Raw genomic sequence first — 14,260 nt, 5'->3', positions numbered from 1 at the left:
AGGAGTCGTGCTGCTCATCTCATGAATTTAGCATGTGTTTTACTCGTAAACGATTTATCGCGCTCCGCCGGCGCTCCCCGTGTACCTCCTTGCGCCCGCGTGCGCGCTGCGCTGCCTGGGCATCGCATCCGGTGATTGGCGACGTCGAGCGGGGAGGTGCGCGTGCACGGTCCGGCTTCGCCCGGCTGGCTGCTGGTGGCGCTGTGTGCGGCGACCGGGGCCTACTGCCTGCTGCGGATGCGCAGCAGCGTCGAGGAACAGCGCCGGGCCGCGGGCGGCGAGGCGCTGATGGGCTTCGGGATGGCCGCGATGGCCGTGCCCCCTGCCGCGTTCACCCCCCCGGCCTGGGCCTGGCCCGCGTACGCCGTGGTCTTCGGCACGGCGGCCGTGCGGGCGCTGTGGGCGGCCCGCGCCGGCGCCTGCCATCTGCATCACCTGGTCGGCGCCGGGGCCATGGTCTACATGGCCGCCGCGATGGCCGCCTCCCCCGCCCCGGCACACGAGCACGAGCACGGCGTCGCAGGGGTGCCGCTGTTGACGGGCGTGCTGCTGCTGTACTTCGCCGGCTACGTCCTCGTTTCGGGGGTCAGGCTGCTGCCCGCGGCCGGGACGGGCACGTCCGCCGTCGCCTGGAGCGACCGACCCGAAGTCGTCCGCGCGTGCCGGCTGTCCATGGGGATCGGCATGCTGGCGATGCTGCTGGCGATGTGATCCACGCGACGACGGAGACGGCCTGCGTCACTTGGCCGCGAGCAGCCGCACTCCGGGCGGTGCTGCGCTCATAGGGTGCTGTTCATGACGGCCACCGCGATCCTGCCGCTGGGCGCGCTGACCGCCGTGGTCGCCCCCGGCTGGTCGCCCGGGCCGACCGGCCCGACCGCGAACCGGTGGTCGCCCTGTGGGCGTGGCAGTGCGTGGCGGCCGCGATCGTGCTGTGCTGTGCGCTGTCCATGACGCCGAGTGCGGCGTCCGCCCGGCAGGCGGTGCGCGGACAGGTCTTCGCGTCGGCTCCGCAGGCGGTCGTGGAGGCGTACACGCCGGGCGGGTCCGGGTCCGGCTCATGTCCCGGAACGCGTGAGCCGGTTGCTGGAGCCGCCCGACCGGCTCACCGCGGCCCGCCGGCTCGCGCTGACGGCCGCCGCCACGCTGCTGCCGGTGCTCCCGGTCGCCGTGACCCTCGTGCCGGGCCTTCGGGCGCCGGCCTGATCGCCGGCGACGCGTGAGCGGCATCGGGCCGGGTGTCCGCCGACGCGCGGACGCCGTCGAGCCGACTGTCCTCGGCCGACGCACGAACCGCATGTGGCCGAGTGCCCGCGCGGCCCGACGCACGAACCGCATGGGGCCGAGTGCCCGCGCGGCCCGACGCACGAACCGCATGGGGCCGAGTGCCCGCGCGGCCCGACGCACGAACCGCGTGGGGCCGAGTGCCCGCGCGGCCCGACGCACGAACCGCGTGGGGCCGAGTGCCCGCGCGGCCCGACGCACGAACCGCGTGGGGCCGAGTGCCCGCGCGGCCCGACGCGCGAACGGCATCGGCTCCCCCCTCCCGGATCAGGCTCCCGACCCCGTGTCGGCCGCCCCGCATGTGTTTCCGGTCCCATGGGTCGGCGAGGATCTGTTTATGCACCATGCGCCCCTCGGCTCCCCACCCCGTCCCGCGGCCCTGCACACGTTCCCCCGCGTCGCGGCGGCCCTGGGGCTGTGCTCCGTGCTGCTGCTCGTGCTGGTCGCGGTCGAGTGGCGTCCCCTGATCTCCGCCGACGGCGACGTCTCCCGCACCACACATCGCTGGGCCGTGGCCGATCCCGACGTCACGCAGGCGTGCCGCATCCTCACCGACTGGGTCTGGGATCCGGTGACGATGAGGCTGCTGGGGGCTGCGGTGGCGGTGTGGCTGGTGTGGCGGCGTGCGGACTGGTGGACCGCCGGATGGCTGGTCGCCACGGCCGCCCTGGGCACGCTGCTCCAGCAAGGACTCAAGGCCGCGGTGGGCCGCGCCCGACCGGTCTGGCCCGACCCCGTCGACTCCGCCCACTACGCGGCGTATCCCTCGGGGCACGCCCTGACCGCCACCGTCGTGCTCGGGCTGCTGCTGTGGCTGCTGTACCGGCGGGGCGTCGGCCGCGCGCTGTGGCGGGCGGCGCTGGCGGCGACGGCGCTGTCCGTCGTGGGCGTGGGGCTCACCCGGATCTGGCTGGGCGTGCACTGGCCCTCCGACGTCCTGGGCGGCTGGCTGCTCGGGGCGATGCTGGTGGCGCTGGCGATCGCGGTACAGCTGCGGTGGCGGCCGTGACGGCGCCGGGACGGCGGTACTCCTACGTGGGTCCGCCGGAGCTGCGCCGGGCGGTCGTCGACGGGTGCGGCGGCCGGGTGGTCCGCAGCGCCGCGGACCTGGACGGCGGGACGGGACGGGACGGCGGCTCGGCCGCGGAGGACGGCGGGGAGCCGTTCACCTATGTCGTCGGACTCGACGGGCTGCTGCGGCTCGCGCCCCGCCGCAGTGAGCACGTGGCCTGCGCCGAAGGTCAGGACGTGCTCGGCGCGGGCGAGATCTCCTTCCGCCGAACCCCGGGCGGGCCGCAGGTGCACGAGGTCAGCAACCAGTCCACCGGCTACTGCCCCGACCCCGACTCCTGGCCGGCCGTGGCCGCCGCGCTGGACCGGGCCGGCATCGCCCGCCCCGACGGCTTCACGCACGCCCTGGTGTTCCGGCGCTGCGAGGAATGCGGGGAGCACAACGTGGTGCGCGAGGGGGTCTTCGTCTGCGTCTTCTGCGACGAGGATCTCCCGTCGGCCTGGAACATGGCCGCTTCCTGAGCAGCCGCCTCTCGCACGGGCTTCCTAGGATCTCCGCATGACCACCGTGCTGTTCGACTTCTCCGGGACCCTCTTCCGCATCGAGTCCACCGAACGGTGGCTCCGCTCGGTGCTCGACGCCGCGGGCATCGAGCTCGCCGAACCGGAACTCGCCGCGAAGGCGCGGGAGCTGGAGGCGGCGGGCGCCCTGCCGGGCGGAGCCGCCCCGGTCCGCCTGCCCGAGGAGATGGCCGGGGTGTGGCAGGTCAGGGATCAGAGCGCCGAGCTGCACCGGGCCGCGTACACGGGCCTGTCCCGTCAGGTGACGCTGCCCGACCCGGCGCTGCACGACGCCCTGTACGACCGGCACAGGACGCCGGCGGCCTGGTCGCCGTATCCCGACGCCCACGAGGTGCTGAAGGGGTTGCGCGAGCGCGGGTCCCGGGTCGGCGTCGTCAGCAACATCGGCTGGGATCTGCGCCCGGTGTTCCGCGCGCACGGTCTGGACCGGTACGTCGACGCGTACGTGCTGTCGTACGAACACGGTGTGCAGAAACCGGACCCGCGACTGTTCACGGTCGCGTGCGAGGCGCTGGACGCCGATCCGCGCAGCACGCTGATGGTGGGCGACGACCGCCGGGCGGACGGCGGCGCCGCGGCGCTGGGCTGCGCGGTGCACTTCGTGGATCATCTGCCGGCGGCCGAGCGTCCGGACGGGCTGCGCCCGGTGCTGGACCTCCTGGGCTGACCGCCGCGCGGCGGCGTCCCGCCGGCGACCGCCGACGGGCTCGGCGGTACGGCCCGCACGGTGCCACGGTGCTGTGGCCTGCGCGGTGGTGTGCGGCTGCACGGTGGCGTGCCGCCAGCGGCAGCGGCCTCAAAGCGCCCTCACACGAAAAGCGCGCCTGCTCTGGACGATCCCCCGCGTCGCCCAGAGCAGGCGCCGACCCGGTGCGCTCCGCCGGAGCGACCGGGACGTCCTGAGTATAGTTGGCTGGCAGCCAGTCAACACAGGAGTTACAGGATGTCCCCGCGCAGCGCCTCGGTCAATGAAGAATTGCGGCGTCGTTCCCGGGAGCGACTGCTGCAGGCGGCTGTGGAGCTGGTGGGCGAGCGCGGCTACGAGGCGACCACGCTCGGCGACATCGCGGACCGGGCCGGCTCGGCGCGCGGTCTGGTCTCGTACTACTTCCCCGGCAAGCGGCAGCTGGTGCAGTCGGCGGTGCACCGGCTGATGCACCGCACGCTGGAGGAGGCGCTGGAACGCGAGCCGCGCACGGAGGACGGCCGGGAGCGGATGGCGCGGGCCATCGACGCGATCATGGGGCTGGCCCAGGACCGTACCGTGCTGATGCGCCAGCACATGGCGGGGCTGCTGCAGGCCGAGGGCTTCGTGCAGTGCCCGGAGCAGCAGCGGCTGGCCGAGCTGCTGCGGGAGACCGCGGCCCGGCACGGGGCGCAGGACCTCGACCACGACTATCCGATGCTGCGCTCCCAGTTGATGGGCGCGGTCTACGCGATGGTCCTGCCCAACGTGCCGTTGCCTCTGACGACACTGCGCGCCGAGCTCTTCGCGCGCTACCGGCTCGACTGGGAGCTGGGTGTCCCGCCGGACGCCGAGGCGCCCGGCGGGGGGTGCGGCGCCGATCTGTCGCGGTTCTTCGCGACCGGCCCGCCGTCCGGCGATCAGTCGAAGTAGTCCGGCTGCGTCTGGACGTTGAGCTCACGCAGATGGATCCGCCCGGCCGGATCCGTGCGCCGGTCGCTGAGCTTGAGCACGTCGAAGCCCTTGGCGATGTCGTTCGAGTAGATGTAGCCGTTGTAGTAGTACGCCGACCACGCACCGCCGGTCTGCAGGGTCGTGGTGCTCAGCGGACCGCGCTCGAAGTAGGCGATCTCCCTGGGCTTCGCCGAGTCGGTGAAGTCCCAGACGGAGACACCGCCTTGGTACCAGGCCTGGACCATCAGATCCTTGCCCTTGACCGGGATCAGCGAGCCGTTGTGGGCGACGCAGTTCTCGGTGGCCGCCTGGTAGCGCGGGATCTTGTAGTAGCTGCGGAAGACGAGCTTCCGTTTGTCGCCCTTGCCGGTGATGTCGTAGATGCCGTCGGCGCCGCGGGTGGGGCCGGTCGCCGCGTCGCAGGTGGCCGCGCCGCCGCCACCCAGCTCATCGGTGAAGACGACCTTGTTCGCCTTCTGGTTGAAGGTGGCCGAGTGCCAGAAGGCGAAGTTGACGTTGTCCTGCACCCGGTCGATGACCTTCGGGTGCTCCGGGTCTCTGATGGAGAACAGGATGCCGTCGCCCATGCAGGCGCCGGCCGCCAGGTCCTTCTCCGGCAGCACGGTGATGTCGTGGCAGCCGGTCGTTTTGGAGACTCCGGGGTTGGTCGGACCGCCCGGGTTGCCGCCGCCGTCCGGTCCCTCGCCGGGGAACAGCACGGGGAAGCCGACGACCGCCGCCTTCTCGGGCGCGTTGCGCGGCACCTTGATGACGGAGATGCCGTCGTGCGGGGGCTGGCAGTCGGGGTAGGCGGCGTTGGGCGAGTACGAGGAGACGTAGACGTAGACGTTCTTGCCCTCGGGCACCAGGGTGTGGGTGTGCGAACCGCATGCGGTCTCGACTGCGGCGACGTACTTCGGGTTGCTCTTGTCGCTGATGTCGAAGACCTTCATGCCCTCCCACGAGGACTTCTCGGTGACCGGCTGGGTGGTGCTGTTGCAACTGCTGTCGCTGCGCGAGGAGTCGGTCGACAGGAAGAGCAGGTTGCCGGAGACCGAGACGTCGTTCTGCGAGCCGGGGCAGAGCACCTGGGCCACGGTCTTCGGCGCCTTCGGGTTGCCGATGTCGAAGATGCGGAAGCCGTCGTAGTTGCCGGCGAAGGCGTACCGGCCCTGGAAGGCCAGGTCCGAATTGGTGCCCGGCAGGGCGTCCTTGGGGATGTTCGTCAGGTGCTGGATGTTGTCGGAGTGGACGATCTCGTCCTGCCCGGGTATCTCGCCGGCGGCGATCGCGGCGCTCGCCTGGGTCCGGGCGTCGCGGGTCACCTCCCGCTCGGCGGCGGGGCCGTCCCCCGGGTCGGGGGTCGCGGCCGCCGGGACCGCTGTCAGCAGCGCGGCAAGGAGCCCGGTGCAGGCGGCGGCATTCCACCGTCTGCGTCGTGTTCGAGGATCGTTCGACAGGGTCACTGCATCCTCCCTAGTCACCGTTCGCGCGGGAACGGTTCACGGTGCTCCGAAGTATCGTCTTCATCATGCACATATCAAGGGTCGGCAATGCACTCGTCATCAATGAATCGGTTCGGCGGTGCTGTCGGCGGTGCATGAATTCGGACGAGGGCGGGCCCGCCCTCGACTCGCCTACCCCAGGAGGTCGTTGTGCTCGTCCGCCGCGTGCCCCTCGCGTCAGCCTCGCTGCTCCTCGCCCTGGCTCTCGCCGGCTGTGACTCGGGGACGGACACCGGGTCGGGCACGGTGAGCGGCCCTTCGGTGATCGCGCCGGGCAAGCCGGGCGAGGCGAACCGCACCCTCTCGGCACAGGACGCGGCCGAGCAGCGCGCCGACGACGACACGCCCAACTCCGCCGACGTGTCTTACGCGCGGAAGATGATCGAACACCACGCCCAGGCACTGGAGATGACCGCGCTCGTACCGGACCGCGCCGCATCGGGGGACGTCAAGCGCCTCGCCCGGCGCATCTCCGCGGCACAGGGGCCGGAGATCAAGGCGATGGAGGGCTGGCTCACCACTCATGGCCAAAAGACGACGGGCGGCGGGCACACGCACATGGCGATGCCCGGCATGGCGACCCCGGACCAGCTGACCGCGTTGCGGGCGGCCCGCGGCAAGGCGTTCGACACGCTCTTCCTCACCCTGATGATCACCCACCACGAGGGGGCGCTCACGATGGCCGCGGACGTCAAGGCGCAGGGCAACAACGTCCGGGTCGAGGAGATGGCGGACGACGTGATCGCGCAGCAGACGAGCGAGATCACGCGGATGAACGGTATGCGCTGACGCCTTCCGCCACCCCTACACCCCTACGCCCCTACGCCCCGACGCCCTGACGCCCCGCGAGTGGCCATCACCGCATCGGAAGGGAGCGGAGCGCCCGGACCCGGCGCCGTGCGTGATGTTCGGCGCCGGGGCGGGACGTTCGGCTACCGGCGGGACGTTCGACGGCGGGCATGACGTTCAGCGTCGGGCGTGACGCGGCGTCAGGTATCCGGCGTCCCGTGCCCGGGCGATCAGCCGCAACGATCGGCGCCTGCTGTGGCCCGTCGCGCACATGACCGCGAGGACGGGATCCGCCCCCTCTTCCTGTGCCGCGCGGTACTCCTGGGCCGCCAGCCATCGCCCTTCGAGGCCGCGCGGCCAGACCGGGCGGCCCCGCCGGAGCCCGAAGAGCTCCTCGGCGCAGCGCCCGGCCTCCGTAGGGCGGTCCGCGCCCTCCCCGGTCCCCACGCGGTCCACGGCCTCCATGCCGTCCATGCCGTCCATGCTCGGCGCCGCGTCCGACACGGGTTCGCCGTCGTCTTCGTCGGGCCCGTCGAAGAGAGGCCCCTCGATCCAGTCCGCGAGCAGCGTCAGGTCGACGAGGGAGAGGGCGGGCCGGGCGCGGATGTCCTCGATGGAGACCCGGCCCCCGCTGACGACGGCAAGCAGATCGACTCGTGCTCCGTCGGCGAACGACAGCCGGACATGGGACCAGGAAGTGGCGCCTCCCGCCTCCTGGACCTCCCACGCCGGCCACACGGACACCGTGCCGTCCTCGGCGGAACGATCAGAAAGATTAAGAAACGATGCTTCTAGCACATACGCAACGTAACCGCATGATCACTTTCCATACGAACGGACACGCGTGCGGCGCGACCGCACGCACCCTGTCAGCGGAGCCGTGACGGTGCGATGCTGGAGGCACCAGCGAATCTCCTCCGACCTCCGGGATAAGGAGTTCCGCCGTGCTCCGTGTCGCCGTCGTCGGCTCCGGGCCGAGTGGTGTCTACACCGCCCAGAGTCTCGTCCAGCTGGACCAGGACGTGCTCGTCGACGTCCTGGACCGCCTGCCCTGCCCGTACGGGCTGGTGCGGTACGGCGTCGCCCCGGACCACGAGAAGATCAAGTCCCTGCAGCAGAACCTGCGTGCCGTGCTCGAGCACGAACGGGTCCGTTTCCTCGGCGGCGTCCCGGTGGGAGCGGACGGAGTTGCGGCGGCCCGGCTGCGCGAGCTGTACCACGCGGTCGTGTACTGCGTCGGCGCCGCGACCGACCGGCACCTCGGCATCCCCGGTGAGGAGCTGCCCGGCAGCTGGTCGGCGACGGAGTTCGTCTCCTGGTACAGCGCCCACCCGGACGCCGTGCCCGCACGGTTCCTGCACGGCGTCGACTCGGCCGTGGTGGTGGGGGTCGGGAACGTCGCGGTCGACGTCACCCGGATCCTGGCGCGGGGCGCCGCCGAACTGAGCCCCACCGACATGCCCCAGGCGGCGCTGGCAGCGCTCGCGGCGAGCGAGGTGAGCGAGATCCACATGGTCGGACGGCGCGGCCCGTCGCAGGCCCGGTTCACCACCAAGGAGCTGCGGGAGCTGGGCGCCCTGCCGGACGCCGAGGTCGTCGTCGACGAGGCGGAGCTGGCGCTCGATCCGGCGTACGGGGACCCTTCCGGGCTTCCGGCGGCGCAGCGCCGCAACGTGGAGGTGCTGCGCGGCTGGGCGTCGTCGCCGGCACGCGGCGCCCGACGGCGCATCCGGCTGCGGTTCTTCCTGCGGCCCGTGGAACTGCGCGCCGTCGGTGGCCGGTTGGGCCTGGTGCGGTTCGAGCGGACGGCGCCGGACGGACACGGCGGGGTGACCGGCACCGGCCGGTACGAGGACGTCCCCTCGCAGTTGGCCCTGCGGTCGGTGGGCTATCGGGGCACCCCGCTGGAGGGCCTGCCGTTCGACGCCGGGCACGGCACCGTGCCGCATCTGGCGGGGCGGGTGGTGCGTGACGGTGAGCCGGCGCCGGGCGAGTACGTGGCGGGCTGGATCAAGCGTGGCCCGACCGGTGTCATCGGCACCAACCGGCCGTGCGCGAAGGAGACGGCGACCTCCCTGCTGGCGGACGCCCCCGCCCTCCTGCGACGGGAGCTGCCCGGCGACCCGCTCGCGCTGCTGCGGGCCGCCGGGGCCGAGCCCGTCGAGTGGGCGGGCTGGCTGGCGATCGAAAGGGCCGAGGCCGACCTCGGGGCCTCGCTGGGCCGCGGGGTCGTCAAGCTGCCGGACTGGGCGTCGCTGCGGGCCGCGGCGGCCCCGGCCGCCGTCGGCGTCCAGGACCCGCCGCCCCTGCGGTGAGCGGCCCGCGGTGAGCGTCTCGGGTCACGTCCCCGCGGTGAGCACCTCGGGTCGCGCCCAAGGGGTGGCCGCCCCGGTCACGGCCCGCTCGTCATCGTGTGCGACGGCAGAGCGTGTCAGGAGCTCGTGAGGACGACCAGTCGCTGGGTGGCCCGGGTCATCGCGACATAACGGTCGACCGCTCCCTCGACGCCCGCTCCGAAGGTCTGCGGATCGATCAGGACGACCAGATCGAACTCGAGCCCCTTCGACAGCTCCGGCGTCAGCGACCGCACCCGCGAGGTCGGCCGGAACGTCGGGTCGCCGATGACGCAGGCGATCCCGTCGTCGTGCTCCGCGAGCCAGGTCTGAAGGACCGCTTCCAGCTCCGACACGTCCGCGTGGACGACGGGGACGCCGCTGCTGCGGATGGAGGTCGGGACGTTGGCGTCCGGAAGCGCGGCCCGGATGACCGGTTCGGCCTCCGCCATCACTTCCTCCGGCGTCCGGTAGTTGACGGTCAGGGACGCCACGGTGATCCGGTCGAGCCCGATGCGCTCGAGCCGTTCCTGCCAGGACTCCGTGAACCCGTGCCGGGCCTGGGCACGGTCCCCGACGATGGTGAAACTCCGGGACGGGCAGCGCAGCAGCAGCATCTGCCACTCCGCGTCGGTCAGCTCCTGCGCCTCGTCCACCACGATGTGGGCGAACGGGCCGGCCAGCAGGTCCGGGTCGGCGGTGGCCAGTTCGCTCTCGTCGACCAGGCTGACCTGGGCGTCCTCGCCGCGCAGCATGGTCACCAGGCCTTCGCCGTCGTCACCGTCCGCCCCGGAGTCGGCCACGGCCGCGATCAGGTTGTCGACGACCTGTGTCATGCGCTCGCGCTGGGCGGCGAGGACGGCCTTGTGCCGGACCTTGCGCCGGGCCTCCTTCGGGTCGCCGAGCCGCTGGCGTGCCGCGTCCAGGAGCGGCAGGTCGGACACCGTCCAGGCCTGCGGGTCCGCCCGCTGCAGGCCGCGCACCTCTTCGGGGGTGAGCCAGGGGGCACACATCCGCAGGTAGGCCGGCACCGACCACAGGTCACCGACCAGGTCGGCCGCTTCCAGCAGCGGCCACGCCCGGTTGAGGGCGCCGACCAGTTCGCGGTCGTGCCGCAGCGCCTTGCGGAACAGCTCCGGCGCGACGTCGCCGCCGTGCTTGTCCAGCAGGATCGTGACCAGTTCCTCCCAGATCAGGTCGCGCGCCTCGTTGTGCGGGGTGCCCGGCGACGGCGCGTCGAACGCCTCGGCCCAGTCGTCGGCGCTGAGCCATACGTCGGCATCGGAGACGGTGACCGTCATCCCCTCCGTCGGCGGCGACTCGTAGAAACGGACGGCCGTCTCGATCGCCTTCACCATGTCCGCGGACGACTTCAGCCGGGCCGCCGTGGGGTCGGCCTCGACCGCGGCATCGGCCCCCTCGGTGACGAGGTCGCGCAGGACGCAGGTCTGCACGCCCTCCTCGCCGAGGCTCGGCAGGACGTCGGCCACATAGGCCAGGTAGGGACGGTGCGGGCCGACGAACAGCACTCCGCCCCGACGGTGCCCGAGGCGGGGGTCGGAGTAGAGGAGGTAGGCCGAGCGGTGCAGGGCCACGACGGTCTTCCCGGTGCCCGGACCTCCGTCGACGACGAGCGCCCCCCGCGACCCGGCGCGGATGACGGCGTCCTGGTCGGCCTGGATGGTGGCGAGCACGTCGCGCATCCGGCCCGACCGCCGGCCGCCCAGACTGGCGATGAAGGCGGACTGATCGTCGAGCGCAGCGTGCCCTTCGAGCCCGTCGGCGGTGAACACCTCGTCCCAGTAGTCACTGATCCGACCGCGGGTCCAGCGGTAGCGGCGGCGGCTCACCAGACCCATGGGATCGGCGTGCGTGGCCGCGAAGAACGGCGCGGCCGCCGGGGAACGCCAGTCGATCAGCAGCCGGCGGCCCGTGCTGTCGGTGAGGCCGATGCGTCCGACGTACAGGGGCTCGGGGTCGTCGGCACCGACCATGTGTCCAAGACACAGGTCCAGGCCGAAGCGGTTCAGGGAGCGCAGCCGGCCCGTCAGCCGGTGGATCTCCTGGTCGCGGTCCATCGCCTCCCGGCCGAGGCCGCCGGGGTTGCGGCGCTCGGCGTCGAGACGGGCGGAGAGTTCGGCGATCGTCTGCTCGAGGCTCTCCGCGATCGCCGCGAAGTGCTGCTCGTCGCGGGCGATCAGCTTCGGGTCGGCTTTGGCGGACAGCCGGTCGGGAAGGTCGAACGCGCCGGCGGTCGAGGGGGTCATGTGGTCGACATGCACTTCGTAGATCACTCATTTCCGCAGGTTCGGGCCTCGGCCTGCGATTCTGCGGGACGACGGGGGCCTTGCCGCAAGCCCCCGGGTGCGCTATACGTTGAGAGTGGCAAGGAGTGCCGTTCCTCCGTTGCCCTTCTTTTTTCGCCCATCGTGGTCGGGCGGTTTCTCCGGACTTCTGAGATCGTACGCGTGCCCCGGAGGCGGCCGGACGCACCGGCCGCCCTGGAGACGTCAACTCCGCGCGCAGGAAGCCCCGTTGAGCGTGAAGGAACCCGGTGCGGCACTGTTTCCGGTGTGGTCCGCCTGGTAACCGATCGTGACGCTCGCACCGGCGGCGAGGGTGCCGTTGTAAGCCGCGTTCGTGGCGGTGACCGCTCCGGAGACCGGCGCGTACGTGGCGCCCCAGCCGTTGGTGATGGTCTGGCCGGAGGGCAGCGTGAAGCCGAGCCGCCAGCCGTCGATCGCGCTCGACCCGGTGTTGGTGAGGGTCACGGAGGCGGTCAGACCGGTGCTCCAGGCGCTGGTCGTCGCGGTCACCGCGCAGCCCGTTGGCTGCGGTTGCGGGGTGGGTCCGGCGGTGTCCAGGCCGAAGAAGGTCAGCACGCGGGCGGCCATGCCCCAGGCGTACAGGTTGTGCCCGACCCCCTGCAGACTGACGGCCTCGACCGGGGCCTGGTCACCGGTGCCGCCGTAGCGGGTACGGGTCCAGCCGGAGGCGGGCGAGTCCGTGGCGGCCGGGGTCTGGCTCACGCCCCGGACGTTGGTCCACTGCTTGATCTCCTCGCCGAAGTCGGGGTAGCGCAGCACGTCGTCCGCGGTGCCGTGCCACACCTGCATGCGCGGCCGCGTTCCGGTGTAGCCGGGATAGGCCCCCCGGACGAGGTCGCCCCACTCCTGCGCGGTGTGCACGACGGTGCCGCCGGAGCAGGCGCTGTTCCACTCGGAGCCGTCGGTCGTGGCGAAGCAGCCGAAGGGGACGCCGGAGAAGGCGGACCCGGCGGCGAACACGTCGGGATAGTCGCCGAGCAGGACGTTGGTCATCATCGCCCCGGAGGAGATGCCGGTGGCGTAGACGCGGGCGGTGTCGGCCGCGTACGCGGCGGTCACCCAGTCGATCATCGACTTGATGCCGACGGGGTCGCTGCCGCCGCCGCGCCTGAGCGCCTGCGGCGACGAGACGTCGAAACACTTGCTGCTGCGGGTGACGGACGGGTACACGATCACGAACCCGTACCGGTCCGCCAGTTGGGCGTACTCGGTGCCGGAGTGCATCGCGGGTCCGGATCCTCCGCACCAGTGGACCGCGACGAGTACGGCCGGGTGCGCGGTGACGCCGGCCGGCGCGTAGACGTACATCTGGAGGTTGCTGGGGTTGGCGCCGAACCCGGTGACCTCGGTCAGCGTGGCGGCGGGCACCGGCGCGGCGAGCGGAGGCGCGGCGGAGGCGGCGGGAGCGGTGAGTACGGTGGCCGTGAGCAGGAGCAGGAGGGCGCCTAACAGGGGGCTCAGCGCCCTGCCGAGGGAGTTGACCCGATCGCTCATGTGGCTGTCCCTTTCTGGTAGCGGCTCGGGGACGTCGTGCGGGGTGCTCGACAGGCGAACGGCGAACGGCGAAGGGCGGACAGCGGCAGAAGGCAACGGCAGGCCCGCCGGGACAGGTCGGCCCGGGTCGACAAATCCGGCTGCCGTCCGGAGCGTCGAAGGCCGCGTTCGCCTCGCATAGTGGCACGCGCATGGTCGTCATGGAAGCGCTCCCACCCCACGACCCGCGCACCCTCCGGAGTTGACCGGGGAGCACCCCGACGGCCGGAACGCGTTCTGCGCAAGACATTGACTAGAAAGCGCTTGCCCCCTACGTTCCGTTCAGCAGTGTGACCGAGCCGCTCAGCTGGACCCCACAACGGGCGCACTGTTCGATCAAGTCGTTCAGATGAACGTAAGTCATTCACATACTTGATCCCTCACCGCTTGGAAGAAGGCATCGGGACATGACTTCACCGACAACTTCCGCACCACTTCGCGCCCGAGGGCGCGCACTCACCGGAGGGCTGGCCGCCATCGGCCTCACGGTTGGCATGATCATGACTAGCGGGGCGCTCACCCCCGCGAGCGCAGCCACCTGGCCCACCCCCACCAGCAGCAAGGCGGTGACCGCCACCATTTCGGTCTCCGGCACCAAGGACTACGGGATGCAGCGCCTCTACGGCAGCGGCGACCTCGGCAGCGGCGGGCAGAACGAGGACCAGGACCCGATCCTCGAGCTCAAGCCCGGCGCCGTCCTGAAGAACGTCATCATCGGCGCGCCCGCCGCCGACGGCATCCACTGCCTCGGCAGCTGCACCCTGCAGAACGTCTGGTGGGAGGACGTCGGCGAGGACGCGGCGACCTTCCTCGGCTCCTCGTCGTCCAACGTCTACACCGTCTCCGGCGGCGGGGCGAAGGAGGCCAGCGACAAGGTGTTCCAGTTCAACGGCGCCGGAACGCTGAACGTCTCCAACTTCGCCGTGAAGAACTTCGGGACCTTCGTGCGCAGCTGCGGCAACTGCAAGAGCGGCCAGTACAAGCGCACGATCAATCTGAACACCATCGAGGCGACGTACAAGGGCAACAAGCTCGTCGGCATCAACACCAACTACGGCGACAGCGCCACGCTCAGGAAGATCACCATCGTCGGGGACAGCAGCAAGAAGATCACTCCCTGCCAGAAGTACATCGGCAACAACACCGGCAAGGAGCCGACCACCAACGGCAGCGACGCGGACGGCACGTACTGCAAGTACTCGTCGTCCGACATCACCTACCGGTAGGCCCGTCAGGCCCACGGTTCCCCCACGACCC

The 14,260-nt window shown here is 71.7% G+C and carries 13 protein-coding genes and 1 pseudogene; 10 read left to right on the top strand and 4 right to left on the bottom strand.

The window, feature by feature from the left end; genetic code table 11:
* Nucleotides 1-162 precede the first annotated feature (162 nt).
* The 7 genes and pseudogenes from OHS82_RS37460 to OHS82_RS37430 all read left to right on the top strand — a co-directional run bounded on the left by OHS82_RS37460 (nucleotide 163) and on the right by OHS82_RS37430 (nucleotide 4,495).
* Nucleotides 163-711, top strand: coding sequence for a DUF5134 domain-containing protein (locus OHS82_RS37460; protein ID WP_057582562.1), 549 nt, complete (start codon nucleotides 163-165; stop codon nucleotides 709-711).
* Between the two features lie 84 nt (nucleotides 712-795).
* Nucleotides 796-1,052: pseudogene (locus OHS82_RS37455) on the top strand (M56 family peptidase); the annotation flags it as partial.
* Between the two features lie 22 nt (nucleotides 1,053-1,074).
* Nucleotides 1,075-1,206 (top strand): hypothetical protein, encoded by a 132-nt coding sequence (locus tag OHS82_RS37450; RefSeq protein WP_277922417.1) that lies wholly within the window; start codon nucleotides 1,075-1,077, stop codon nucleotides 1,204-1,206.
* A 415-nt stretch (nucleotides 1,207-1,621) separates the two neighbouring features.
* Nucleotides 1,622-2,293, top strand: coding sequence for a phosphatase PAP2 family protein (locus OHS82_RS37445; protein ID WP_057582563.1), 672 nt, complete (start codon nucleotides 1,622-1,624; stop codon nucleotides 2,291-2,293).
* Nucleotides 2,281-2,817 carry a hypothetical protein gene (locus tag OHS82_RS37440; RefSeq protein WP_443041023.1) on the top strand — a complete coding sequence of 179 codons (537 nt, stop codon included), beginning with the start codon at nucleotides 2,281-2,283 and terminating at the stop codon, nucleotides 2,815-2,817. Before OHS82_RS37445 ends, OHS82_RS37440 begins: the two co-directional genes overlap by 13 nt.
* A 37-nt stretch (nucleotides 2,818-2,854) precedes the next feature.
* Complete coding sequence (locus OHS82_RS37435; RefSeq protein ID WP_057582564.1) at nucleotides 2,855-3,544, top strand: HAD family hydrolase; 690 nt, start codon at nucleotides 2,855-2,857, stop codon at nucleotides 3,542-3,544.
* A gap of 276 nt (nucleotides 3,545-3,820) precedes the next feature.
* Nucleotides 3,821-4,495, top strand: a complete 675-nt coding sequence (locus OHS82_RS37430; protein ID WP_057582565.1) for a TetR/AcrR family transcriptional regulator — start codon at nucleotides 3,821-3,823, stop codon at nucleotides 4,493-4,495.
* Here OHS82_RS37430 and OHS82_RS37425 read toward each other — a convergent pair.
* The gene (locus tag OHS82_RS37425) at nucleotides 4,483-5,982 is read right to left on the bottom strand and encodes an LVIVD repeat-containing protein (RefSeq protein WP_057582566.1); all 1,500 of its coding nucleotides are present in this window, start codon (nucleotides 5,980-5,982) and stop codon (nucleotides 4,483-4,485) included. The two genes, OHS82_RS37430 and OHS82_RS37425, sit on opposite strands and share 13 nt — an antisense overlap.
* Before the next feature lie 189 nt (nucleotides 5,983-6,171).
* On the opposite strand from OHS82_RS37425, the gene OHS82_RS37420 reads away from it, so the two are divergent.
* Nucleotides 6,172-6,810, top strand: a complete 639-nt coding sequence (locus OHS82_RS37420) for a DUF305 domain-containing protein (protein WP_057582567.1) — start codon at nucleotides 6,172-6,174, stop codon at nucleotides 6,808-6,810.
* A gap of 177 nt (nucleotides 6,811-6,987) precedes the next feature.
* Here the strand turns inward: OHS82_RS37420 and OHS82_RS37415 are convergent, their stop codons facing one another.
* Entirely contained in the window at nucleotides 6,988-7,554 is a 567-nt protein-coding gene (locus OHS82_RS37415) for a DUF6214 family protein (RefSeq protein WP_079041531.1), read from the bottom strand.
* Between the two features lie 200 nt (nucleotides 7,555-7,754).
* Here OHS82_RS37415 and OHS82_RS37410 point away from each other — a divergent pair, with 200 nt between their 5' ends.
* The gene (locus OHS82_RS37410; protein ID WP_057582568.1) at nucleotides 7,755-9,125 is read left to right on the top strand and encodes an FAD-dependent oxidoreductase; all 1,371 of its coding nucleotides are present in this window, start codon (nucleotides 7,755-7,757) and stop codon (nucleotides 9,123-9,125) included.
* Between the two features lie 116 nt (nucleotides 9,126-9,241).
* Here OHS82_RS37410 and helR read toward each other — a convergent pair whose 3' ends face one another.
* Nucleotides 9,242-11,410 (bottom strand): RNA polymerase recycling motor ATPase HelR, encoded by a 2,169-nt coding sequence (gene helR, locus OHS82_RS37405; protein WP_057582676.1) that lies wholly within the window; start codon nucleotides 11,408-11,410, stop codon nucleotides 9,242-9,244.
* A 243-nt stretch (nucleotides 11,411-11,653) separates the two neighbouring features.
* Complete coding sequence (locus tag OHS82_RS37400) at nucleotides 11,654-12,964, bottom strand: extracellular catalytic domain type 1 short-chain-length polyhydroxyalkanoate depolymerase (RefSeq protein WP_328435454.1); 1,311 nt, start codon at nucleotides 12,962-12,964, stop codon at nucleotides 11,654-11,656.
* A gap of 446 nt (nucleotides 12,965-13,410) precedes the next feature.
* Here OHS82_RS37400 and OHS82_RS37395 point away from each other — a divergent pair, with 446 nt between their 5' ends.
* Entirely contained in the window at nucleotides 13,411-14,229 is an 819-nt protein-coding gene (locus OHS82_RS37395) for a pectate lyase (RefSeq protein WP_328435453.1), read from the top strand.
* Nucleotides 14,230-14,260 lie beyond the last annotated feature (31 nt).

It is taken from the genome of Streptomyces sp. NBC_00425, from assembly GCF_036030735.1.
In the GTDB taxonomy this organism is placed as follows: domain Bacteria; phylum Actinomycetota; class Actinomycetes; order Streptomycetales; family Streptomycetaceae; genus Streptomyces.
This window is presented reverse-complemented; position numbering and strand designations above follow the sequence as displayed.